Origin of the sequence: Neoroseomonas eburnea (genome assembly GCF_018129005.1) — a bacterium.
In the GTDB taxonomy this organism is placed as follows: Bacteria; Pseudomonadota; Alphaproteobacteria; order Acetobacterales; family Acetobacteraceae; genus Neoroseomonas; species Neoroseomonas eburnea.
In genome coordinates this window covers 98969-121214 of the sequence record NZ_JAAEDL010000015.1, presented here as the reverse complement: position 1 = coordinate 121214, position 22246 = coordinate 98969, and the positions used below count along the sequence as shown (strand labels likewise).

General features: G+C 72.0%; 28 protein-coding genes. 8 read left to right on the top strand and 20 right to left on the bottom strand.

What is annotated here, in order from left to right; translation table 11 throughout:
- Nucleotides 1-11: 11 nt before the first annotated feature.
- Genes GXW74_RS16180 through GXW74_RS16170 form a run of 3 tightly spaced genes read right to left on the bottom strand, consistent with a single transcriptional unit; the run spans nt 12 to nt 2300 of the window.
- The gene (locus tag GXW74_RS16180; protein WP_211847562.1) at nt 12-503 is read right to left on the bottom strand and encodes a hypothetical protein; all 492 of its coding nucleotides are present in this window, start codon (nt 501-503) and stop codon (nt 12-14) included.
- Between the two features lie 28 nt (nt 504-531).
- Nucleotides 532-2025, bottom strand: coding sequence for a patatin-like phospholipase family protein (locus GXW74_RS16175; RefSeq protein WP_211847561.1), 1494 nt, complete (start codon nt 2023-2025; stop codon nt 532-534).
- 56 nt (nt 2026-2081) lie between these two features.
- Complete coding sequence (locus GXW74_RS16170; protein WP_211847560.1) at nt 2082-2300, bottom strand: hypothetical protein; 219 nt, start codon at nt 2298-2300, stop codon at nt 2082-2084.
- 400 nt (nt 2301-2700) lie between these two features.
- Between GXW74_RS16170 and GXW74_RS16165 the strand changes: the two genes are divergently transcribed.
- Nucleotides 2701-3033 carry a hypothetical protein gene (locus GXW74_RS16165; protein WP_211847559.1) on the top strand — a complete coding sequence of 111 codons (333 nt, stop codon included), beginning with the start codon at nt 2701-2703 and terminating at the stop codon, nt 3031-3033.
- Between the two features lie 350 nt (nt 3034-3383).
- Here the strand turns inward: GXW74_RS16165 and GXW74_RS16155 are convergent, their stop codons facing one another.
- The gene (locus GXW74_RS16155) at nt 3384-4274 is read right to left on the bottom strand and encodes an S-methyl-5'-thioadenosine phosphorylase (protein ID WP_211847557.1); all 891 of its coding nucleotides are present in this window, start codon (nt 4272-4274) and stop codon (nt 3384-3386) included.
- Between the two features lie 65 nt (nt 4275-4339).
- Here GXW74_RS16155 and GXW74_RS16150 point away from each other — a divergent pair, with 65 nt between their 5' ends.
- Complete coding sequence (locus tag GXW74_RS16150; RefSeq protein ID WP_211847556.1) at nt 4340-4516, top strand: hypothetical protein; 177 nt, start codon at nt 4340-4342, stop codon at nt 4514-4516.
- 63 nt (nt 4517-4579) lie between these two features.
- Here the strand turns inward: GXW74_RS16150 and GXW74_RS16145 are convergent, their stop codons facing one another.
- The 5 genes from GXW74_RS16145 to GXW74_RS16125 form a co-directional block, all read right to left on the bottom strand.
- Nucleotides 4580-4729: a hypothetical protein gene (locus tag GXW74_RS16145; RefSeq protein ID WP_211847555.1), complete on the bottom strand. Its 150-nt coding sequence runs from the start codon at nt 4727-4729 to the stop codon at nt 4580-4582.
- Entirely contained in the window at nt 4726-5820 is a 1095-nt protein-coding gene (gene ychF, locus GXW74_RS16140) for a redox-regulated ATPase YchF (protein WP_211847554.1), read from the bottom strand. Before ychF ends, GXW74_RS16145 begins: the two co-directional genes overlap by 4 nt.
- A complete protein-coding gene (locus GXW74_RS16135) occupies nt 5810-6316 on the bottom strand; it encodes a hypothetical protein (protein ID WP_211847553.1) in 507 nt (168 codons plus the stop codon). Before GXW74_RS16135 ends, ychF begins: the two co-directional genes overlap by 11 nt.
- Entirely contained in the window at nt 6316-6909 is a 594-nt protein-coding gene (pth, locus tag GXW74_RS16130; RefSeq protein ID WP_211847552.1) for an aminoacyl-tRNA hydrolase, read from the bottom strand. The genes GXW74_RS16135 and pth overlap by 1 nt, the downstream gene beginning before the upstream one ends.
- A 141-nt stretch (nt 6910-7050) precedes the next feature.
- Nucleotides 7051-7725 (bottom strand): 50S ribosomal protein L25/general stress protein Ctc, encoded by a 675-nt coding sequence (locus GXW74_RS16125; RefSeq protein WP_211847551.1) that lies wholly within the window; start codon nt 7723-7725, stop codon nt 7051-7053.
- Nucleotides 7726-7931: 206 nt separating this feature from the next.
- Between GXW74_RS16125 and GXW74_RS16120 the strand changes: the two genes are divergently transcribed.
- Nucleotides 7932-10646, top strand: coding sequence for a DUF2339 domain-containing protein (locus GXW74_RS16120; RefSeq protein WP_211847550.1), 2715 nt, complete (start codon nt 7932-7934; stop codon nt 10644-10646).
- On the opposite strand, the gene GXW74_RS16115 is transcribed toward GXW74_RS16120, so the two are convergent.
- The 6 genes from GXW74_RS16115 to GXW74_RS16090 form a co-directional block, all read right to left on the bottom strand.
- Nucleotides 10612-11193, bottom strand: coding sequence for a histidine phosphatase family protein (locus tag GXW74_RS16115; RefSeq protein ID WP_211847549.1), 582 nt, complete (start codon nt 11191-11193; stop codon nt 10612-10614). The two genes, GXW74_RS16120 and GXW74_RS16115, sit on opposite strands and share 35 nt — an antisense overlap.
- A complete protein-coding gene (locus tag GXW74_RS16110) occupies nt 11190-11834 on the bottom strand; it encodes a glutathione S-transferase family protein (protein ID WP_211847548.1) in 645 nt (214 codons plus the stop codon). Before GXW74_RS16110 ends, GXW74_RS16115 begins: the two co-directional genes overlap by 4 nt.
- A complete protein-coding gene (locus GXW74_RS28420) occupies nt 11831-12232 on the bottom strand; it encodes a RidA family protein (RefSeq protein WP_211847547.1) in 402 nt (133 codons plus the stop codon). Before GXW74_RS28420 ends, GXW74_RS16110 begins: the two co-directional genes overlap by 4 nt.
- Entirely contained in the window at nt 12229-12846 is a 618-nt protein-coding gene (locus GXW74_RS16100) for a glutathione S-transferase family protein (protein ID WP_211847546.1), read from the bottom strand. Before GXW74_RS16100 ends, GXW74_RS28420 begins: the two co-directional genes overlap by 4 nt.
- Nucleotides 12847-13317: 471 nt before the next feature.
- Complete coding sequence (locus GXW74_RS16095) at nt 13318-13923, bottom strand: class I SAM-dependent DNA methyltransferase (protein WP_246523467.1); 606 nt, start codon at nt 13921-13923, stop codon at nt 13318-13320.
- Nucleotides 13920-14852, bottom strand: a complete 933-nt coding sequence (locus GXW74_RS16090; RefSeq protein WP_211847545.1) for a ribose-phosphate pyrophosphokinase — start codon at nt 14850-14852, stop codon at nt 13920-13922. The genes GXW74_RS16095 and GXW74_RS16090 overlap by 4 nt, the downstream gene beginning before the upstream one ends.
- 145 nt (nt 14853-14997) lie before the next feature.
- Between GXW74_RS16090 and GXW74_RS16085 the strand changes: the two genes are divergently transcribed.
- Nucleotides 14998-15423 (top strand): hypothetical protein, encoded by a 426-nt coding sequence (locus GXW74_RS16085; RefSeq protein ID WP_211847544.1) that lies wholly within the window; start codon nt 14998-15000, stop codon nt 15421-15423.
- A gap of 19 nt (nt 15424-15442) precedes the next feature.
- On the opposite strand, the gene GXW74_RS16080 is transcribed toward GXW74_RS16085, so the two are convergent.
- From GXW74_RS16080 to GXW74_RS16060, 5 genes are all read right to left on the bottom strand, one after another.
- A complete protein-coding gene (locus GXW74_RS16080; protein WP_211847543.1) occupies nt 15443-15886 on the bottom strand; it encodes a phasin family protein in 444 nt (147 codons plus the stop codon).
- Nucleotides 15887-15978: 92 nt separating this feature from the next.
- Entirely contained in the window at nt 15979-16587 is a 609-nt protein-coding gene (locus tag GXW74_RS16075) for a TetR family transcriptional regulator (RefSeq protein ID WP_211847542.1), read from the bottom strand.
- 25 nt (nt 16588-16612) lie between these two features.
- Nucleotides 16613-17425: a pyrroline-5-carboxylate reductase gene (gene proC / locus GXW74_RS16070; protein ID WP_211847541.1), complete on the bottom strand. Its 813-nt coding sequence runs from the start codon at nt 17423-17425 to the stop codon at nt 16613-16615.
- A gap of 171 nt (nt 17426-17596) precedes the next feature.
- Nucleotides 17597-18100, bottom strand: a complete 504-nt coding sequence (locus GXW74_RS16065) for a type III secretion system chaperone family protein (RefSeq protein ID WP_211847540.1) — start codon at nt 18098-18100, stop codon at nt 17597-17599.
- Between the two features lie 134 nt (nt 18101-18234).
- Complete coding sequence (locus GXW74_RS16060) at nt 18235-18525, bottom strand: accessory factor UbiK family protein (RefSeq protein ID WP_246523465.1); 291 nt, start codon at nt 18523-18525, stop codon at nt 18235-18237.
- A 118-nt stretch (nt 18526-18643) separates the two neighbouring features.
- On the opposite strand from GXW74_RS16060, the gene rfaD reads away from it, so the two are divergent.
- The 4 genes from rfaD to pgeF are packed head-to-tail and all read left to right on the top strand — an operon-like array spanning nt 18644 to nt 22242.
- Complete coding sequence (gene rfaD, locus GXW74_RS16055; protein ID WP_211847538.1) at nt 18644-19627, top strand: ADP-glyceromanno-heptose 6-epimerase; 984 nt, start codon at nt 18644-18646, stop codon at nt 19625-19627.
- Complete coding sequence (gene lgt, locus GXW74_RS16050) at nt 19627-20427, top strand: prolipoprotein diacylglyceryl transferase (RefSeq protein ID WP_211847537.1); 801 nt, start codon at nt 19627-19629, stop codon at nt 20425-20427. Before rfaD ends, lgt begins: the two co-directional genes overlap by 1 nt.
- The gene (locus GXW74_RS16045; protein WP_211847536.1) at nt 20420-21469 is read left to right on the top strand and encodes a class I SAM-dependent methyltransferase; all 1050 of its coding nucleotides are present in this window, start codon (nt 20420-20422) and stop codon (nt 21467-21469) included. The genes lgt and GXW74_RS16045 overlap by 8 nt, the downstream gene beginning before the upstream one ends.
- Nucleotides 21469-22242 carry a peptidoglycan editing factor PgeF gene (gene pgeF, locus GXW74_RS16040; protein WP_211847535.1) on the top strand — a complete coding sequence of 258 codons (774 nt, stop codon included), beginning with the start codon at nt 21469-21471 and terminating at the stop codon, nt 22240-22242. Before GXW74_RS16045 ends, pgeF begins: the two co-directional genes overlap by 1 nt.
- Nucleotides 22243-22246: the final 4 nt, after the last annotated feature.

Below are 22246 nucleotides of genomic sequence, written 5' to 3'. Positions count from 1 at the left end.
CAGGACCGCGCCTAGGCTTCCGCCCGCCCTGCCGTTCCGGCCCCATCGCCTGCGCACCGGCGCCGGGCGACAGCGCCAGCCCCTTCCGCCGGGCGGCGAGGCGCATGGCCACGCCGGCCCGGTTCTCCAGCCGGCCGCTGGCGGCGGCCGGTCATGCCGGTGCCGCCGGCGCGCGCGCCGGGGAAGCGCGGCGATTCGCGCAGGTTGTGGATTTCGCCTCCCGCCTCGGCGCTCGCCACGTCGATGCCGCCGTGCCCCGTGCCGCTGATGCGGGAGCGGTGGCGGCGGCCGCGGAAATCCAGCACGCCACTGCCTGTCGCGGCGCCGCAGCAGCAGGCGGCCTGCACCATGCTCGGTTCGACGGTCCCGTCGGAGTGGCGGCCGCAGATCGGGTCGGGGCCGAGCCGTCCATCCTCGCCGCGGGCTGCGAGCGTGCGGGACAGGACCGCGCTGCCGACGCTCCGTGGGGCCGTGCCGCGGTTGAAAGCGATATCACGGGCCACGGCCCTCATGTCGGTTCTGGGCATCGCGCTACCTCCCGTTGCGTCTCGGTGCCCGCGCCACCGTCACGGTGCCGGGCGGAAGGTTGGTGCCCGCCGCCGCCGCGACGGCGCGGATCTCCGGATGCTGGCTCACCAGCCGCTCGCCGTACTCGACCAGCGCGTCCACATCCGCGTCGGGGATGGTGAGGCCGGTCGGGATCGATTGCAGCCTGGCGCGTTCCGCGGGGTCGTCGATGCCCTGGAGGGAGACGTGCACCACCGTCCCCTGCACGTCGTCGCAGCGATGGCCGTTGATCGTGCGCGCTTCGCGGCAGCGGTATTCCCGCAGCCCCTGCACGAGGGCGGCCACCTCGTCGCGGGCCAGCGCCAGCGTCTCGAAGTTGAAGGCGTCGATCTGCGCGCCGGAGACCGCGCTGAAGATCTGGCCGAGCCCGGTGACCACGCGCTGCCGGCCGAGGCTGCGGTCCGGCGCGGCTTCCCCGTCCACGCTCAGGATCAGGACGCGGCGTGTGTCCCGGGCGGTGGCGCGGAAGACCTCCTGGTTCCCGCCGAGTGCCACGAAGACGTTCAGCAGGGCGCGCAGCGCCAGGTTGTCGATGATCCCGCCATCCATCAGGTGGACGTAGCGGGTCTGCTCGGGGTCGGCGTAGACGTTCAGGATCCTGCCGAGTTCTGCCCTGCGGGAGGAGGCCGAGGCAGGTGTCGCCCATGAGGCGGGCGGCATCGTCGGCGGCCGGCGCCCCTGGCAGTGCTCCGCGTGGCTTTCGATCGTGATCGGCGTGAAGAGCACTGGGAAGCCGTTGCTCGCCGCCACGGCGCGCGCGATGGGGAAGCTGTTCAGGTCGGAGCAGAGCAGCCCGAAGATGCCGCCGATGAAGGGGAAGGAGACCTCGTTGGTGATGTCCGTCGCGTTGACTGAGATGATAGGCGGGCCGCGCCGGAGCAGGTCCGCATAGGTCGCGCCGTGGAACATCAGCCGGTCATAGACCTGCGCCATGTAGTCGTTGGTGCCGACCATCGGGTTCACCACCCAGTCCCAGCGCCAGGGCAGCAGGTAGATCCCGTAGATGTAGGCGTTGACGTCCCGCTTGAGGAAATCCTGCCCGAAGGTCTCGAAATGCCGTTCGCGATACAGGCCGTAATGCGCGGCGGGGAAGCTGCCGCCCGAAACGCCCGAGATGTAGTCCACGTCGTCGAGCATGCTCCATCCGGGTTGGCCCGCCGGTTGCACCGGGATGCCCCGCAGCCCGCGCAGCGCCCCGTGGGCGAAGGCCGCCGACCGCTTCCCGCCGCCCGAGAAGGCGACGAAGACGAGCAGGTCGCTGCGCGCCGCGGGCGTCGCCGTCTCGGCGCCGAGCGCGAGGGTGCCGAAGCTCCCGAAGCCGTAGTTGGCGGCAAAGTCCGGCTCGCCGGCGGCGTTGCGCGGCAGCGGCCGGTTCATCGGCACCTCCACGCTGCTGCAGGCGACGAGCACCAGCAGCGTGCAGAAGGGCAGGATCGCGGTGCGCAAGCGGAATGCCATGGCGTCAGGCTCCTTCGGGCGCCGCCGCGGGCGCGCGACGCCGATACGGTAGCGTATCACCGCGGTAGCATGTCCGCGCGCCGGTTCTGCGGCTCGCGGCTGTCGTCCGGGGGCGCGTCCGCATGCAGCCGCAGCGTCGTGTCCACCCACCACGGCCGGATGCCCGCGCCGAAGTCGAGCGAACCCTGCGCGCCGTCGAGCACCCGGACCATCGCGGCGAGGCCGAGGCTCCGGGTGCTGCCAGCGCCGCCGCCAGAGCCGCGGGCGCGAGCCATCCGAGCCGCATCACCTGTCTCCCCCTCACGCCAAGCGCCACGGCATCGCCGCCCCGCAGGGCCCGAGCCGAGACTGGCCCCCCGGCCGTTCGACCGGCGGACGAAATCCCTGTCCATTTTCGGCGATTGATTCGCCCTGCGTCTTCCGGCGGTGAAATGTACGGATACGGGAACCAGGGAGCGCCGGACGACGTGGAGGCGGTATCCGCGTCTATCGCGCCTGGCTGTCCTGGCAGCCCGATGGGCGATGCTCGGTCGCCAGAGCCCGCTTGGAAACGCGCCGCGAGGCGGGCTTGCAAACGGGCTCTTAGAGGGTGAGCCTTAGCGGTCGGCTTGGACCGGGCCGTCAGCCGCCGCGGAATCCTCGGTGGCGGGCGGGGACGCAGGCGGAGGCACCGGCATGGCGGTTGGACCGGCCCCGGTCGCGGTGATGGTGTTCGACGACCCCGCTGTCGTCGCGGCGGCCCTCCGCGACGTCGCCGTCGAATATCTCTCTCTTGCGCCTGGGCCATTCGCCGCACGCCTGACATCCGTCGACCTTGGGGCGATGCGCTTCCAGGACGCCTTGGACGATGCGCATATCGGCCGCGGCGCCGTCGCGCCGGACCGCATGCTGATGCTCTTCGCGCCGGAGGAATTGCCGCCGCGCACCCTGCTCAACGGCCATGCGATGGCCTCGGCCGAGGCGATGGTGCTCGGGCCCTCGACCGAGTTCTTCGCGCGCGTCCGGTGACCGCTCCGCTGGTCGGGGCTGACGATCGAGACCGACGCCTTCCGTGCCGCGGGTGGGTGGGGGGAGCCCACATGTGCGGGGCAGTTCGCCGGACATGGCCTGTCGCCGCAGCGCCATCTCCGCCTGCGGCGGCTCAACCTGGCGCGCGAGGCGCTGCGCGCGCCCGCCAGGACCGCGGCAGGTGAAGGCGGCTGCCCTGAGCTTCAGCTTCTGGCACCTCGGCCGCTTCTCGCGCGACTACCGCAGACTGTTCGGGGAACTGCCGTCAGCCACTGTCGCCCGGGCGCACGGAGGTTTCGCCGCGGCGGACTGAAGACGGCCCGCGTCGCGCCGGCCGAGCCTCGCCAAGCCTACGACCCCAGGACGCGCGCCGCGACGATGTCGAGCTTCGCGAGCAGGTCCGGGTCGCGCTTCTCCGGCGCGGTGACGAGCGCATGGTCGAGCGCGCGGTCGCAGCCCGCCGGGCAGGGGCCGCGCCGCGCCCCGAGCTTCGGCACCACCGTCCGGACCAGGGCGCGCGCCCTCTCCGCATTGCCGAACAGGACCTTCACCACCTGTTCCACCGTGACGTGGTCGTGATCGGGGTGCCAGCAGTCGAAGTCGGTGACCATGGCGACGGTCGCGTAGCAGAGCTCCGCCTCGCGGGCGAGCTTGGCCTCCGGCATGTTGGTCATGCCGATCACGTCGCAGCCCCATTGGCGGTACAGCAGGCTTTCCGCCTTCGTCGAGAACTGCGGGCCTTCCATCACAAGGTAGGTGCCGCCGCGGGTGTAGGGCAGGGCGAGTTGCCGCGCCGCGTCTTCCAGCGCGTCGCCGAGCCGTGGGCAGACCGGGTGCGCGACCGAGACATGCGCGACGCAGCCGGTGCCGAAGAAGGACTTCTCCCGCGCGAAGGTGCGGTCGATGAACTGGTCGACGATGACGAAATGGCCCGGCGGCAGCTCCTCCTTCAGCGACCCCACGGCGGAGAGCGAGATCAGCTCCGTGCAGCCGATCCGCTTCATGGCGTCGATATTGGCACGGTAGTTGAGCGCGGAGGGCGGCGCCGGATGTCCGCGCCCGTGGCGCGGCAGGAAGGCGACGCGCACCCCGGCGAGGCGGCCGGTCAGGATCTCGTCCGAGGGATCGCCCCAGGGGGTGCGGACCTTCACCCATTCGCGATCCTCGAGACCGTCGAGGTCGTAGACACCCGAACCGCCGATGAAGCCGATCATGGGGGTGATGGTGGCGGTGTCGGGCATGCGAGGTCTCCGGGGCTGCGGCGCGACCGTTTAGCGCGGGACGCGGCGTGTGCTAAGCGGTCGGGATGACACGCTTCGCAACGCTTCGAGTCCTTGCGCCCGTCCTGCTGCTGGTGATGGCGCTCGCCGCCTGCGGGGACCGGGCGCAGGAACGCGATGGGCTGGGGCCGCGCGGGACCGCGCTGCCGCCGCCGGATCCGGTGACCGGGCAGGCGCGGACGGAACTGCCGGCGGGACGATAGGGGCGCGCCAGGCGTCGCGCGATGCGGAGCGCGACCATTGTCTCCGGGACGCCGCGGCCGCGGTCAGCGCAACGCGCGGTTCGCCGGGACACCGGCCGTCTGCGCCACCCCGCCGAGCCGCCCCACGCCGACCGCGACGGCGGCGAGCGGCACCGGCGCCGCGCCGGGCTGCGGCCCCAGCCCGTTCAGCCAGGCATCGAGCGAGGCATTCACACGTTGAATCGGAACAGCATCACGTCGCCGTCCTTCACGACGTACTCCTTGCCTTCCACGCGCATCTTGCCGGCTTCCTTGGCGCCCTGCTCGCCGCCGAGGGCCACGTAGTCGTCATAGGCGATGGTCTCGGCGGCGATGAAGCCGCGCTCGAAGTCGCCATGGATGACACCCGCGGCCTGCGGGGCCTTGGTGCCCTGGACGATGGTCCAGGCGCGCGCTTCCTTCGGCCCGACCGTGAAATAGGTGATCAGGCCGAGCAGCGCGTAGCCGGCGCGGATGATGCGGTCGAGGCCGGAATCCTCAAGCCCGAGCGAGGCGAGGAACTCCGCCCGGTCGGCTTCCGGCATCTGGCTGATCTCGGCTTCGATCGCCGCCGAGACCACCACCGCCTGCGCGCCTTCGGCCTTGGCCTTGGCGAAGACGCGTTCGGACTGCGCGTTGCCGGTCGCAGCGCTGCCCTCGTCCACATTGGCGACGTAGAGCACCGGCTTGGTGGTCATCAGCTGCAGCCGCGCGGCCGCCGCTTCCTCGCCCTTCGGCACCGCGGTGCGCGCGGGCCTGCCGGCTTCGAGCGCGGCCCTGATCGGGTCGATCAGCGCCATCTGCGCGATCGCTTCCTTGTCGCCGCCGCGCGCGCGCTTCACCAGGCCCTGGGCGCGCTTCTCGAGGCTGTCGAGGTCGGCGAGCATCAACTCCGTCTCGACCGTCTCCGCGTCGCGGATCGGGTCGACATTGCCCTCGACATGGGTGACGTCGGTGTCCTCGAAGCAGCGCAGCACGTGGACGATGGCGTCCACTTCCCGGATGTTGGCGAGGAACTGGTTGCCGAGGCCCTCGCCTTTCGATGCGCCGCGCACCAGCCCGGCGATGTCGACGAATTCCAGGCTGGTCGGCACCGTCTTCTGGCTCCTGCCGATCTTCGTCAGCATGTCGAGCCGCTTGTCGGGCACGGCGACGCGGCCGACATTCGGCTCGATGGTGCAGAAGGGGTAGTTCGCCGCCTGCGCGGCCGCGGTCTGCGTCAGCGCGTTGAACAGCGTGGATTTGCCGACGTTCGGCAGGCCGACGATGCCGCAGTTAAAGCCCATGATTGTCCCCCGTGCCGGCGGCCGGCGGCGCGGCCTTGCGCCACGCCGCCTCGAATTCCTCGGCGAATGTCTCGGCGATGGTGGCTGCCGCGATGCGCGCTGCGCCGTCATCCGTGACGGGCGCCAGCGCCGCCGCGCGCAGATGGCCGATCAGCTCGCCGACCGAGAGCGAGCCGCGCGGCAACCGTCCGATCGTCTCGTGCGCCGCGCGCGCCGGCTCGCCCGTGAAACGCAGCAATTGCCGCGCGGTGAGCAGCAGCGCGCCGGCCAGCGCCGCCGCTTCCCGCGTGCCTTCGCGCATCACGCGCCGGTCCTCGGCCTCGGGCGAGAAGCCGTCGATGACGAAGAGGTCGAGCGTGGACCGCAGCCCGGCGGCGGCGATGGCGAGGCTCTCCGCCTCCCGCGTCAGGGCGGAGGCGAGGATGGCGGTGCCGTTGGCGACATCCTGCGGACCGGGGCCGGTGAAGGCGCCTTCCATCGGGTGCTCGTCTTCCATCACCCCTCCTGCGTCAGCAGCGCGACGCGCGTCATGAAGTCCTCCGGCTTGCCTTCCGCGAGCAGCGGCGCGCAATCGGCCACCGCGTCGAGCAGCCTGGACAGCCAAGCCTGGTCCTGCTTCGCGAAATTGCCGAGCACGTGCCCGGTCACCGCATCCTTGTGGCCGGGATGGCCGATGCCGAGGCGCACGCGCCAGAATTCGGCGCTCGAGAAGGCGCGGCGCATGTCGCGCAGCCCGTTGTGGCCGGCGACGCCGCCGCCCTTCTTCACGCGCACCTTGCCGGGGGCGAGGTCGAGCTCGTCATGGAAGGCGGTGATGGAGTCCAGGGGGATCTTGAGGAAGGCAGCGGCCTGCTGCACGGAATCGCCGCTCGCGTTCATGTAGGTCATGGGCTTCAGCGCCCATATCTTGCGGCCGGCGATCACGCCCTCGCAGGCCTCGCCCTTGAAGCGCTTGCGCCAGGGGGAGAAGCGATGCCGGCGCGCGATCTCGTCGAGCGCCATGAAGCCGATGTTGTGACGCTGGCGCGCGTGCTCGGAGCCCGGATTGCCGAGGCCGACCCAGAGCAGCGGGGTGTCGGGATGCGCCATGAGGAAAGCCGGGGGGAGAAGGGAACTTCTCCCCCCGAACCCCCCTCAACCTTCTTTGGCACCTGGGAACTGACAGCCGGGGCCGGCGCCAAAGGACAAAGAAGGGAGGGGGTGCGGGGGAGGTTCACCCTCCCCCGCGTCTTACTTCTTCTTCTTCGCCGGTGCCGCGGCGGCGGCGGCGGCCGGGGCCTTCTGCTTGATCGCCTCGACCGGGCCCGGGGCCGCGGCGGGGGCGGTCTCGTCCACCACGGTCGGCGCGGCGATGGAGGCCACCATGAAGTCGCGGCCGACGATGACCGGCTTCGCGCCGAACTGGTCCTTCACCGCGGACCAGCGCAGGCCAGCGCCGATCTGCGCCTCGGCGAGGTCGATCTGGAAGGCTTCCGGCACGTTCTCGGGCTCGGCCAGCACCTCGATATCGCGGCGCACGACGTTCAGCACGCCGCCGGCCTTGATGCCCGGGCAGGTGTCTTCGTTCAGGAACTGCACGGCGACCTTCACGCGGATGCGGGCGCCCGGGGCGAGCCGCTGGAAGTCCACGTGGATCGGGCGGTCGGTGACCGGGTGGAACTGCACGTCGCGCAGCAGGCAGCGCTCGGCACCGCCATCCTTCACCGCGACTTCGTACAGGTGCGACTGCCAGCCGCCCTTCTGCAGTTCCTTCATCACGTCGCGGGGGTCGAGGGCGACGAGGGTCGCATCCTTCTTCGCGCCATAGATGACAGCGGGGACAAGCCCCTGACGCCGGGTTGCGCGGGCTGCCCCCTTACCTGCCTGCTCGCGCGCCTCGGCCTCGATCCGGATGGTCTGGACCATGGTCGTGCTCCTTGCATTGGTTTGGTCGCCGTTCCGGGCCGCGATGGGCATGCCGCAACGACAAGCGCCGGCCTCCAGGGGTGCCGGCGCAGGGGGCTTCTAGGGGAAGGGGGGACGAGGCGCAAGCGCGACGCTCCGCAGCATTTCACGGTGCCGCCCGCGCGGCGCTTGACGCGGCGCGGGCGCCCGGCCGAGCTTCGTCCGGAATGGATGCCTTCATTCTCGTCGTCCTGCTGTTCCTCCTCGGCGGCTGGATCTTCGGCATAGCCGGCTTCGCCCGCGCCGGGGGGGCGCGCCGCCAGGCGGAGTTGCTGCGCGCCGAGGTCGCCGGCCTGCGCGCCGAAGTCGCCGGCATGGCCGCGGCCCTGATCGCGGCCGGCTTCCGCCCGCCGGGTGCGGCCGGGCCCGTCTCGGTCGCGGAGCAGGAGGAAGGGGCCGCGCAGGCGCCTGCCCCCGGGCCCGTGCCGGAGGCTGCGCCCGCCGGGGCCCCCGGCATGGCCGCACCCGCCGCGGCGCCGGAAGCACCACAGGCCGCCGGTCCGCTGCCGCCCTGGGCGCGCCCGGCCGGTCCGAAGCCGGAACGCAACATCGAGGAACTGCTGACCCAGCGCTGGGGTGTCTGGCTCGGCGCCGGGGCGCTGCTGCTCGCCGCCGTCTTCCTGATCCGCTTCGCTGTGGAGGAAGGCTGGCTTGGCCCGGGGGCGCGCTGCGCGCTGGCGGCGCTGCTCGGCGCGGCGCTGATCCTGGGCGGGGAATGGCTGGCCCGGCGGCCGGTGCCCGAGCGGGCCGGCGCGCTGCCGGACTATGCGCCGCCGGCGCTGGCGGCCGGCGGCGTCGCGGCGCTGTTCGGTGCCGCCTATGCCGCCACCGCCATGTACGCGCTGCTGCCGCCGCTGGTGGGCTTCGCGGCGATGGCGGCGGCCGGCGTCTTCGGCCTGCTGCTGTCGCTGCGGCGCGGCCCGCTGGTCGCCGTGGTCGGCCTGGCGGGCGCCTTCCTGACCCCGGCGCTGGTGCAGACCGAGGACCCCTCGCTGCCGGGCCTCTTCGCCTACCTGTTGGTGGTGACGGCCGCCGCGATGGCGGTGGTGCGGATGACCGCCTGGGGCTGGCTCGGCTGGTGCGCGACCGCGGCCGGCGCGGTCTGGGTGCTGGCCGGGACGGCGGTGGGGCAGGGGCTGGACCTCTGGGCGCCGGCGCTTTTCGTGCCGCTGGCCGCCGCCTGCTTCCTCTTCCTCCTGCCGCGGGAGGCGCTGGGGAGCGTGCTTGGCCGGCGCCTTGCGCACGTGCCGCCGGCGCTGCTCGCCGCCGCGCTGCTGCCCCTGGCCGTGCTCGAGACGGACCTCGCCCCGGCGGTCGGCATGCTGCTGCTCTCCCCGGTTGCCATCGCGGCGGGGCTGCGGGATGCGCGGCTCGCCCGGCTGCCGTGGATCGCCGCCGGGCTCGGGTTGCTGCTCCTGCTCGTCTGGCTGGTGCCGAGCTGGAGCCCGACCGGCGAGCCGGTGACCATCGAGGGTGCGGTGCAAGCCGTCATCCCCGGCGCCTGGGTGCCCGAGGCGCTGACGCGCTACCTGACGCTGGCGATCGTCTTCGCGCTGCTGCACCTGCTCGCCGGGCTGGCGATCGAGGCGCGCGGCGGCCTGGCCTGGGCCGGGCTCGCGGCCTCGGTGCCGGTGCTGACGCTGCTGGTCGCCTATGCCCGCGTGCGCGGCTTCGCGACCGATCCGAACTGGGGCCTCGCCGCCTGCGCCGTGGCGGCGGTGCATGTCGGCGCCGTGGCGCGCGGCATGCGGGCGGGGGATGCGGGGCGCGCCGGGCTGCATGCGGCGGGGGCCACGGCGGCGCTCGCCCTCGGCGCCGCCATGGTGCTGCGGGAGCAGTGGCTGACGCTCGCCGTCGCATTGTTCCTGCCGCCGCTCGCCATGATCGCGCGGCGCGCGGGGCTCGAGGCGCTGCGCCGGGTCGCCGCCGCGGTCGCGGCGGTGGTGCTGGTGCGGCTGGTGCTGAACCGCTTCGTGCTCGGCTACGACTGGGGCACCACGCCGGTGCTGAACGGGCTGCTGCTCGGCTATGGCGTGCCGGCGCTCGGCTTCTGGTGGGCGGCGCGGGAATTCCTGCGCATGCGGGACGGCTTCGTGGTGCGGCTGCTGGAATGCGGCGCCGCGCTGTTCGGGACGCTGCTGGTGCTGCTCGAGATCCGCCACGCCACGCATGGCGGGGACATGCTGGCGGAGTACTGGGGCTTCCTCGAGGCCGGGCTGCAGCTCACGGCGCTGTTCGCCTGCGCCTGGGTGGCGCTGCTGCTGCATTGGCGGCTGGGGCGCATCGCCATGCTGTGGTCGGCGCGCGCGGCCTGCATGGCCGGGCTGGTGCTCGGGCTGATCCTGCTCGTCGCCAACCCCTGGCAGGCCAACGAGGAAATCGGCCCGGTCCCGCTGCTGAACGCGCTGCTGCCGGCCTATGGGCTGCCGGCTTTGCTCGTCGCGCTCGCGGTGATGCGGGCGCCGCAGGCGCGGCAGCCGCCGGGCATGGCGCATCTGCTTTCCGCCTATACGCTGGTCGCGGCTTTCGCCTGGGTGACGCTGGAGGTGCGGCGCGCCTTCCATCCGGTGAAGTTCGGCACGGCGCCGGTGGAGGAGGCGGAGATGTACGCCTATTCCGGTGCCTGGCTGGTCTTCGGCGCCGCGCTCGTCGCCATCGGCATCCGCAGCGGACGGAAGGAGATCCGCCTCGCCGCGCTCGCCGTCATCGCGCTGACCACCTTCAAGGTCTTCCTGTGGGACATGGAAGCCCTGGTCGGCCTGTGGCGGGTGCTGTCCTTCCTCGGGCTGGGGCTGGCGCTGATCGCGCTGGGCGCGATCTACCGCCGCTTCGTGGTGACCAGGCCCGTCACGCCGGCAGGTGGGGCAGCGCCGCCGGCGTGATCTCCCACGCCGTGCCGCTCGCCGGCGGGGTGCAGAGGATCGGCAGCGCATTCGGCGTGCGGACGTTCGGCTCATGGCCGAGGGCGAGCCGCAAGGCGCGGAACAGCGCGCCATGCGCCACCACCAGCACCGGGCCGGGCAGCGTGGTGGCGCGGTTCACCGCCTCCACGCCGCGGGCGAGCAGGGCCCGGAAGGTCTCGGCGCCGTCCGGGGTGTAGTTGCCCTCGATCCAGTCGTCGTACCAGTCGCCCATCGGCTTGCCTTCTTCCGTCCCGAAGGCGACCTCCATCAGGCCGGGATCGGTCGCGACCGGCAGGTTCAGGGCCTCGGCCACGATCTCCGCCGTCTTCAGCGCGCGGCTGAGCGGCGAGGCGACGATGGTGACGATGCCCTGGTCGACCATGGCCATCGCCGCGCGGCGCGCCTGCGCTAGCCCCACCGTGTTCAGCGGGATGTCGGTGCGGCCCTGGCTGCGGCCTTCGGCGTTCCAGTCCGTCTCGCCGTGGCGGAGGAACCAGAAGGGGACGGGGTTGAGCGTGACGGTCATCCGATCTCCTGTTCGCGGGCGAGCGCCGCGGCGATGGCCGGCACCGCGGCGACCTTGGCGCCGAGGGCCCTGAGATGGGGCAGGTCGTCGGTCGCGACGCCGAGGAAGCCTGCGAAGCCGAGCAGGGCGGCGAGGAAGATGTCCGGCGCCGACACCCGCGCCGTGCCGAGCAGCGTGCCGCTCGCCTGCTTGGCGAGCTGCGCATCGGCGAAGGCGAGCGCTTCCCGCGCACGGGTCACGGCGGTCGCGCGCAGCGCCGCGGCCGCGGCTTCGTCGCCGCCCACCAGGCGCTTCGCCTGGAAGGCCAGGCTGAAGGTGTTGGCCAGGCGGAAATGGCACCAGGCGAGCCATTCCATCCCCTTCGCCCGGCCGATCGGGTCCGCCGGCAGCAGGCCCGATTGCGGCGCCGCTTCGGCGAGCCACAGCGCCATGGCCGGGATCTCGGTGATGGTCACGCCGGCGTCCGGCAGCTGGATCGCCGCGACCTCGCCCTTCGGGTTGATGGCGAGGTAGTCCGGCGTCCTGTGCTCGCCCTTGCGCAGGCTGATGAAGCGGATGTCGAGGTCGAGCCCCGATGCCGCCGCCATCTGGTGCACGATCGTCCCGCTGGTGCGGGTGGAGGTCCAGAGGATCGGCTTCATTGCGCCTGGTCTCCAGCCAGGGCGATGCAGGCGAAGGCGACCTTCGCCTCGGTCGGCACGCCGAAGCGCGCGGTGTGGCGCGCCGGCAGTCCGTTCGGGAAGTGCTTCACGTATTCCGCGTTGCATTCGGCGTAATCGGCCGGGTCCGTGATCAGCATGGTCACCTGCACCGCGCGGCCGAGGCTGCTGCAGGCCTCGCGCAGGATGCTGTCCACCATGGCGAGGGCGTTGCGCGTCTGCTCCGCCGCCGTCGCCCCGCGGTCGATGCCGCGGGACGGGTCATGCGGGGCGGAATGGCCGGAGACGAAGACCAGGCCGCCCGCGCGCGTCGCCCGGCTGAACGGGCGGCGCTCGCCGGGGGCGGGGTGGCCGAAGATGTCGAAGGGCGCGGCGCTCACGCCAGGCCTTCGGCGGCGAGCACGCGCTGCACCGCCGGCCGCGCCTTCATCCGCGCGTAGTGTGCCGCGACATTGGCCGGCAGTTCCCTGCCGAGGCGGCCGTTCCACCAGAAGGAGAGGTAGAACAGCGCGGCGTCGGCAAAGGAATAGGTGCCGACCAGCCATTCCTTGCCGTCCAGCACCTTGTCCATCAGCGCGAGGCCCTTGGCGAAGATCTCCTCCCCGCGCGCCTTCACCGCGGCGTGGTCGGCCTCGTTCGGCGCGAAGTTCGCCGGGCGGAAGATGCGGGAGAAGCCCTGCATGTGCATCGTCGCGACGCAGTAGTCGGTGCATTCCAGCGCGCGCGCCTGCGCGTCCATGCCGGAGGGCATCAGCGACGCGGTCGGGAAGCGCGAGGCCAGCCAGAAGGCGATGGCGGGGAATTCGGTCAGCACGGAGCCGTCGTCGCGCTCCAGCGTCGGCACCTTGGACTTGGGGTTGATGCCGGTGAAGTCGGGCTTGAACTGCGCACCCTCCCGCAGGTTGACCAGCACCGCCTCATAGGGCGCGCCGATTTCCTCGAGCAGCACGTGGATGCCGACCGAGCAGGCACCGGGAGAGTAGTAGAGCTTCATGCGCGACGTCCTCGCCGTTTCGCCGCCCGATGGCGGCCGGGCGGGAGGATCGGGCGGGCGCCGGGGCTTGGCAAGGCGTGGTGGGGGGCGCCGCGGCTGACGCCGCCCCGTAGCTGCGGGAACTCAGACCAGTGGTTTCCGAAGGGCCGGTTGGCCATGGGAAAGCGTGGGCGGGGGAGTTTGAGAGGGGCTCTGCCCCATGGGCGCGAAGATCGGAGGGGCGCTGCCCCTCCGAGCCACCCCGCCAGGGGCCGGCGGGCCCCTGGACCGCGGCGAGTTGGCGCCCTGCATGGCGCGACAGGATGCGCCCGGATACGTCGGGCCCAACCTCGTGGCCGGCGCCAGGTGATGGTTTCCAAAGGCCTTTCGGCCTTTGGTGGGGTGAGGTTCGGAGAGGGGCAAAGCCCCTCTCCGGTTGCCATCCTCGCGCCCATCGGGCGCCGCCCCTCTCGACGCGCCTGCGCAGCCCGTTCAGCGCCGCCGTGCCAGCCAGACCGTGTGGCCACCGCAGTCCGGGTCTTCGACGGCGTGCGCCGCGACCTCGAAGCCGTGGGCCGCCAGCAGCGCCCGGTATTCCGCCGGGTCGAGGCTGGCGTGATAGAGCGGCTCCCCGCCATAGCTTCCCATCGCCACGCCATGCGCCGGGCCGGAGGTGAACATCAGCGCCGCGCCGGGCGCCGCATGGGCGCGGAAGACCGGGAACATGGCGCGCTGGTCCTCATGGTCCAGGTGGAAGAAGCTGTCCCAGGCGAGCAGCCCGTCGAAGGCCCTGCCCAGCGCCAGGCCGCGCATGTCCGCGACCTGCCAGTCCCCGTCCGGGAATCGTTCCCGGCACATGGCGATCATTTCCGGCGAGGAATCGATGCCGGTGACGTCATGGCCCTGGCGGACCAGGTGGCCGGCGATCGGTTCGCCGGCGCCGCAGCCGATGTCGAGGATGCCGGCCGGCGCCGGGATCAGCGCCAGGAAGCGGGCGAGCCAGGCGCCCTCCATCAGCGTGGTGCCGCGATCCGCGGCCCAGGCGCGGGCGTGGCGGCGGTAGAGGCCGACGATCCGCGCTGCCTCCGCCTCGCTCAATTGAACAGGGAGGAGACCGAGGATTCCTCGCTGATGCGCTTCATCGCCTCGGCGAGCAGCGGCGCGATGGTGAGCTGGCGGATGTTGCGCGAGACACGCACCGCCTCGGTCGCCTGGATGGAATCCGTGACGGTCATCATCTCGATCGGCGCAGCGCCGATGCGCGCGACCGCGCCACCCGAGAAGACGCCGTGCGTGACGTAGACGCCGGCCGACTTGGCGCCGTTCTTCAGCAGGGCTTCGGCCGCGTTGCAGAGGGTGCCGCCGGAATCGACGATGTCGTCCACCAGCAGGCAGTGGCGGCCCTCGACCTCGCCGATCACGTTCATCACTTCCGACACGCCGGCGCGCGGGCGGCGCTTGTCGATGATGGCGAGATCGACGCCGAGCCGCGCAGCGATCGCGCGGGCGCGCACCACGCCGCCGACGTCGGGGGAGACGATCATCAGCTCCCGCCCGTTATAGCGGTCCTGGATGTCGCGCGAGAACAGCGGCGCGGCGAACAGGTTGTCCACGGGGATGTCGAAGAAGCCCTGGATCTGCGCGGCGTGCAGGTCCATCGTCAGCACGCGGTCCGCACCGGCCTCGGTGATCAGGTTCGCCACCAGCTTGGCGCTGATCGGCGTGCGGCTGCCGCTCTTCCGGTCCTGCCGCGCATAGCCGAAATAGGGGATCACCGCGGTGATGCGGCGCGCGCTGGCGCGGCGCAGCGCATCGAGCGTGATCAGCAGCTCCATCAGGTTGTCATTCGCCGGGTAGCTTGTGGACTGCACCACGAACACGTCCTCGCCGCGGACGTTCTCGTGGATCTCCACGAACACCTCCATGTCCGCGAAGCGGCGGACCGAGGCATTGGTCAGCGGCAGGCCGCAGGCGGCGGCGACGGCCTCGGCAAGCGGCCGGTTGCTGTTGCAGGCGACGATCTTCATGGCCGAGGGGCTCCGGGCGCCGTGGCGCGGGCGGGGTCGGGGGGCGGCCGGTTCGTAGCAACGTGACGATGATGTGTAAATCAGCCCGCCATACCCTCGCCGCAGGTCAGCGCCACGCTATGCGCCGGAAGGGACGGGACACTGCATGCGATTGGCCGCCGGTCTGCTGGGTTTGACGCTCCTTGCGCTGCCGGCCGCGGCGCAGACGGGGCGGCACTACGATTCCGCCGGCCGAACGGTCGGCCGGACCGAGGGCAGCACCAGCCAGCGCCACTACGATGCCGCGGGTCGCCTGGTCGGGCGTTCGGAGTCGCGGGGCGACACCACCCGCCGCTACGATTCGTCCGGCCGGCTGCAGGGGCGAAGCGAGCAGCGCGGCGACACGGTGCGGCACTATGATTCTTCCGGCCGCTCGGTCGGCCGCACCGAATGGCGCGGCGACACAGCCCGGATCTACGATTCCTCGGGCCGCAGCCAGGGGCGCATCGAGCGCAGCGGCGACGGCTGGCGGCGCTACGACGCGCAGGGCAGGCTGGTCGGGCGGGGCACCGGCACGCCGCCGGCGCAGTAGGCCCCGCATCGCGTGGCGGCTACTTGGCCTGCTTGCCGACCAGGCCCTTCACCTCGTCCATCGCCTCGGCGAAGCGCTTGTTGAGCAGACCGAGCGCCTCGCTGTTCGAGCGTTGGATCAGTTCGGCCAGCTCCTGGAGGTTGGCGACCGCTTTCTCGTAGGTGGATTTGGCGAGCTCGGCCTGCTTCGCGGCCTTGTCCTGCGGCGCATCGGTGGCGGACAGCGCCTTCATCGCCTCGGTCATTTCGGCGACCGACTGCTGAAGGATCTCCATGTGGCGGCGGGCGACCGCCTGGGCGCCTTCGAGGGCGACGCGGTTGGCGGCCGAGAACGCCTCGATGTTCTTCCGCTGCGCGGCCGCCAGAGCCTCCATGTCCGGCATCGCCGGGATCGACGGCATCTTGAAGTCGGACAGCATCTTGAAGACGTCCATGTCGGGCTTGAAGCCGAAACGGTCAGACATCGTGCACTCCTCCTGGCCTCTCGGCAGCCTAGATCATCGACGCGCCCGTGTAATCGGAATGATGCGTGACGCCGGAATTAGGAGACGCAGCGTCAAGCCTCGGCGTTCGGCGGCACAGGCGCGGGTGCGTCCCTCGGCATCAGGCGCAGGCTGCGCGCCACCTGTTCGGCGCGGTCGAGCGCGCGGTCGAGCGCCGCCATGGTCGGGCCGAGATCCTCGGTCCCGTCCGCCGCCCAGGCGCGCACGGTGGCGAGCCACACGCCGGTCAGGCCAAGCGCGAAGGCGCGGCGCTGGCAGCCTTCGCCGCCGATCTCCGCGGCATCCAGCATCCAGCGCATCGACACCCCGACATGCGGCGCGAGCAGCATCGCGAGCCCCGGGTCCCGCCGCATGTCGGCCAGCAGGCGCAGAATGCCGTCGCGGTGCGGCTGCATCGCATCCAGCCGCCGCATCAGCACGTCGAACAGCCGGTCCCGCGCCAAGCCGCCCTGCCCGGGCACGGTGCCGGCCAGCACCGCGCGGTCCATCAGCCGGCCGTGGAGGAGCAGCAGGTCGAAGCGGGTGGCGAAGCGGGCCCGCAGGTCAGCCGCCGGCAGGCCGGATTCGGCGGCGAGCCGCCCCATCGTCAGGCCCGGCCAGCCATGCGCGGCCACCACCCGCCAGAGGGCGGCGATCAGGGCGTCGTCTTCGGTCTCGCTCATCGGCGCAGGATAGGGGGCGACGGGGTCAGCCCGCCAGTTCGCGCGCGCGGTCCGTCGCTGCCTTGATCGCCTGCGACATCAGCCCGGGCCAGGCATCGGGCGCCATCAGCACGTTCAGCGCCCGTTCGGTGGTGCCCTTGGGGCTGGTGACGGCCTTGCGAAGGTCCGCCGCGTCCTGCGTGCTGGCGGCGAGCAGCGCGCCGGACCCCGCCACCGTCGCACGCGCCATGCGGCGGGCGAGGTCGGGGGGCAGGCCCTGTTCGATCGCCGCCTTCTCCATCACCTCGGCGAGCAGGAACACATAGGCCGGACCGCCGCCGGACACCGCCGTGACCGGGTTGATCTGGTCCTCCTCCTCCACCCAGGCGACCTCGCCCACCGCCCGGAGCAGCGCATCGGCGAGCGCCTTCTGCGCCGCGGTCACGCCCGGCGCGGCGTAGCCCACGGTGAAGCCCTGCCGCACGGCGGCCGGGGTGTTCGGCATGGCGCGCACCACGGCGGCCTGCGCGCCCAGCGCCTCGCGCATCGAGGCCACCGACCGTCCGGCCATGATCGAGACGAACAAGGTCTCCCCGGTTGCGAAACGAGCATAGGCCGGCAATGTCGTGGGCGCTTCCTGCGGCTTGATCGCCAGCACCACCGCGCCCGGGCGGAAATCCGCCGGGATGGCGGCAGCGTCGGGGACGATGGTGGCGCGGCCGGCGAAGGCGGCGGCGGCCTGGGCATGGGGCTCGACGACCACGGCGCGGGAGAGGCCACGCTCCAGCCAGCCGGACAGCATGGCGCCGCCCATCTTGCCGCAGCCGATGAGAAGGAGGTCTGGGAGGGTGCTCGTCATGGGCGCACGGTGGCGCCGGGCGCGGCGGGCCGCAAGGTCGGGGGAGGGGAACCTCCCCCGATCCCCCTCCCTTCTTTGGCACCTGGGAACTGACATTGGAGGTCAGTCCCCAGGTGCCAAAGAAGGTTGAGGGGGGTTCGGGGGGAGAAGTTCCCTTCTCCCCCCGGCTTCTCAGGCTTCGCCCACGCAATCCAGCATCGACGCCGCCAGCGCTTCCGCCGGCGGTTTCCCGCCCCAGAGCACGAACTGGAAGGCGGGGAAGAAGCGCTCGCACTCGGTGATGGCGATATCCACCATGTCCTCGAGGCTTTCCGCGCTGGCGCTCGGCGATCCGCGCAGCAGGACCGAGTGGCGGAAGACCGGCACGCCGTCCTCCGCCTCGATGCCGAAATGGCCGATCCACAGCCGGTCGTTCGCCAGGGCGAGCAGTTCATAGAGCTTCTCGCGCCGTTCCGGCGGCACCTTCATGTCGAAGGCGCAGGTGAAGGCCATGGCGCTGATCTCATGCGACCAGGAAAAGTGCAGACCGTAGTCGCACCACTTCCCCGGAGCCTCGGCGGCCATCTCCCCGTCCGAACGGCGCTCGAAGGCCCATTCATTGGCAGCGATGATCTGTTCGAGGATATCGAGGGGGTTCGAGGAACGGTCGCGGTCCAGACCGAGTGAGGCGGACATGCGGCACCTCCTTGCCCGAGGTCACCGCCCGGGCACCACAACATATGGTGGTGCGAATCGGGCGGCCAGATACAACGGGAGACTACGCAGACGCGAAAAGGCGCCGCAAGCCCGCTGAAGTTGCAAACTTGTCTTCAGGATTCGGGTGAGGATTCCGCGCCAGCCTCAAGCTCCGCAAGGCGGTGCTCCAGGGCGGCCACCCGCGCCTCCAGCGCCTCGGCCTGTTCGCGGGCCCGGCGGGCGACCTCCATGGCGGCGTCGAGTTCCTCCCGCTTCACCAGGTCCAGGCGGCGGACCACGGCCTCCGCCTGGGATTTCGCCATCGCCTCGGCCTCGTTGCGCAGGCCCGCCAGCACCGAGAAGGCGCCGCCGGCCACGCCGGCCAGGTCGTCCATGAATTTCGCGCGACCGCCTTCGCCAGCCATGCTGCCCTCCTGTTGCGCCCGTTCGCCTTGCCGGGCCATCCTGCCGGGGCCTATACCCCCGGCGCCCTGTCCTCAAGGGTTTCGCCCTAACAAGGCCGCGCTGCGGAACGACCGGATCATGCACATCGTCACCGGCGGGGCCGGATTCATCGGCTCCAACCTGGTCGCGGCGCTCTGCGCCCGCGGTGAGGAGGTGGTGGTGGTGGACCGCCTGCGCCAGGGCCTGAAATGGCGCAACCTGGCGAAGCACCCGATCGCCGCGATCGTCACGCCGGAGGAACTGCACGCCTTCCTGGCGAGGAAGCCGCCGGTGAAGGCGCTGTTCCACATGGGCGCGATCAGCGCGACCACCGAGACGGATGGCGACCTGGTGGCGGCGACCAACATCTCGTTGCCGCAGCGCCTGTGGGACTGGTGCGCGGATGCGGGGGTGCCATTCATCTATGCGTCGTCCGCCGCGACCTATGGCGACGGCAACCTCGGCTTCGAGGACGACCTGCGGCCCGAGGCACTCGCCCGGCTGCGGCCGCTGAACCTGTATGGCTGGTCGAAGCTCGCCTTCGACCGGCGGGTGGCGCAGATGCTGGCACTCGGCCACAAGCGGCCGCCGCACTGGGCGGGGCTGCGCTTCTTCAACGTCTATGGCCCGAACGAGCACCACAAGGGCCGCATGGCCTCGGTAGTGCTGCACAAGTTCAACCAGATCATGAAGGGCGAGGCGGCGACGCTGTTCGCCTCGGACCGCGAAGGCATCGCGGACGGGGAGCAGAAGCGCGACTTCGTCCATGTGCGGGACTGCGTCGCTGCGATGCTGTGGCTGGAGGGCAATCCGCAGGCCTCGGGCCTCTACAACATCGGTTCGGGGCAGGCGCGGACCTTCCTCGACCTGACGCGGGCGATCTATGCGGCGCTCGGCCGCAACGCGGATATCCGCTTCATCCCGATGCCGGACGACCTCAAGGGCAAGTACCAGTACTTCACCGAGGCCCGCATGGAGCGCCTGCGCGCGGCAGGTTTCACGCAGCCGCCGACGACGCTCGAGGACGGCGTGCGCTCCTATGTCCGAGACGTGCTGACGAACGCCGAGGACCCCTTCGCCTGATGATGTTCGCCATTCCCTTCCCCGTGATCGACCCGGTGCTGGTCGAGATCGGCCCCTTCGCCATCCGCTGGTACGCGCTCGCCTACATCACCGGCATCCTGCTCGGCTGGCGGCTGGCGCGCGTGCTGGTGCAGCGCACGCCGCAGGTCGCGACGCCCGAGCAGGTGGACGAGTTCATCACCTGGGTGACGCTCGGCATCATCCTCGGCGGGCGGTTCGGCTACGTGCTGTTCTACCGGCCGGGCTACTACGTCACCGCGCCGTGGGAGGCGCTGTACCTGTGGCACGGCGGCATGTCGTTCCACGGCGGGGCGCTCGGCGTCATTGTCGCGATGTTCCTCTTCGCGCGCCGCAACGGGCTCGACTGGGTGGCCTTCGCGGACCGGGTGGTCTGCGTGGTGCCGATCGGGCTGTTCCTCGGCCGCTGCGCCAATTTCATCAATGGGGAGCTGTGGGGCCGCGTCGCGCCGGAGGTGCCCTGGGCCATGGTCTTCCCGACCGGCGGGCCGGAGCCGCGTCATCCCTCCCAGCTCTACCAGGCCTTCCTGGAGGGGATCTGCCTCTTCGCCCTGCTGATGATCCTGGCGCGCAGCGAACGCATCCGGTCGCGGCCCGGCGTGCTTTCCGGCGTCTTCCTGGCGGGGTACGGGGTCGCGCGCATCATCGGCGAGTTCTTCCGCCAGCCCGACGCGCATCTCGGCTTCCTCTTCGCCGGCGCGACCATGGGGCAGTTGCTGTCGCTGCCGATGATCCTGGTCGGCGCCTGGCTGATCCTCCGCGCCAAGGAACGCCATGCCTGACCCCGCGCCCCCGGCCGGGCGCGACGGCGCGACGACGGGGCGCGAGGCGGAGCGGCTCGACCGCTTCATGGCTCGCGCCGCGGCGGCCTACTACGCGGGGCGCGAGCCCTTCGGCAGCGGGGGCGATTTCACCACCGCGCCGGAGATCACCCAGGCCTTCGGCGAATGCCTCGGCCTCTGGGCGGCGATCGCCTGGGAGGCGATGGGCCGGCCCGATCCGGTGGTCCTGGCGGAACTCGGCCCCGGCCGCGGCACGCTGATGGCCGACGCGTTGCGCGCGATCGCGGAAATGGCGCCCGGCTTCCGAGCGGCGCTGCGCGTCCATCTGGTCGAGACCTCTCCCCGGCTGCGCGAGATGCAGGCGGCGCGACTGGCCGGCACGGTCACCGCCTGGCACGACGGGATCGGCTGGCTGCCCTCCGGTCCGGCCATCATCCTCGGCAATGAATTCCTCGACGCCCTGCCGATCCGGCAGTTCGTCCGCCGCGGCGAGGGCTGGATGGAACGCTTCGTCGCCGATGGCGCCTTCGTCGAGCGCCCCGCCCTCGACCCGCCGCCCCTGCCGGCGGAAGCCGAGGAGGGCGCGGTGCAGGAGGTGAACGAAGCCGCCCGCGCCATCGCGGCCGCGCTCGGGGCACGGCTGGCGGCGCAGGGCGGGGTGGCGCTGTTCCTCGACTACGGGCCGGAGAAGGGTGGCCTGGGCGACAGCCTGCAGGCCATGGCGGGGCACGGGCCGGCCGACCCGCTCGGGGTTCCGGGGGCGGCCGACATCACGGCCCATGTCGATTTCGCCGCGCTCGCCGCCGCTGCCCGGGCGGCAGGCGCCGCGGTGCAGGGACCGCTGCCGCAGGGCGTCTTTCTCGGCAGGCTCGGGCTGTTCAGCCGGGCGGCCATGCTCGCCCGCATGGACCCGCGGCACGCGACCCGCCACCTGGCCGCCGCGCAGCGCCTTGCCGCGCCGGAACACATGGGGCGGCTGTTCAAGGTGGTCTGTCTCTGTCATCCGGGTCTGCCGACCCTGCCCGGATTCGAGGACACCTGATGGCCGAGAAGGTTGCCGCCGCGACTCTCAGCGCCCAGCCCGGCCTGGCGCATGGTTTCTTCACCCGCCGGGGAGGCGTCTCCGGCGGGTCCTTCGCCGCGCTGAACTGCTCGCTCTCGGGCAGGGACGACCCGGATGCGGTGCGCGAGAACCGCCGCCGCGCGGCCGATGCGCTCGGCCTGCCCGGTGCCGCGCTGGTCGGGCTGACGCAGGTGCATGGCGATGCGGTGGCGGTGCTCGAAACCCCCTGGCCGGAGGATCGGCGCCCGAAGGCCGATGCCCTGGTGACGCGGCGGCCCGGTCTCGCTCTCGGCATCGTGACGGCGGATTGCGCACCGGTGCTCTTCGCCGACCCGGCGGCGGGGGTGATCGGTGCCGCCCATGCCGGCTGGCGTGGTGCCGTCGGCGGCGTGCTGGAGGCGACGATCGAGGCGATGCTCGCCATCGGCGCCCGGCGCGCCCGCATCCTGGCGGTGGTCGGCCCCTGCATCCGCCAGCCTTCGTATGAGGTCGCCGCCGACCTGCGCGATGCCGTGCTGGCGCGCGACGCCGCCGATGCGCGCTTCTTCGCGGAGGGCCTGCGCGAGGACCGCTGGCAGTTCGACCTCGCCGGCTATTGCGCCGCGAGGCTGGTCGCCGCCGGCGCCGCGGTGGAGGTGACGCCGCACGACACCCTGCCCGACGAAGCGGCCTTCTTCAGCCATCGCCGCAACACCCTGGCCGGCGGCGGCCCGATCGGCCACCAGCTCTCCGCCATCGCCCTGACCGGCTGATCGC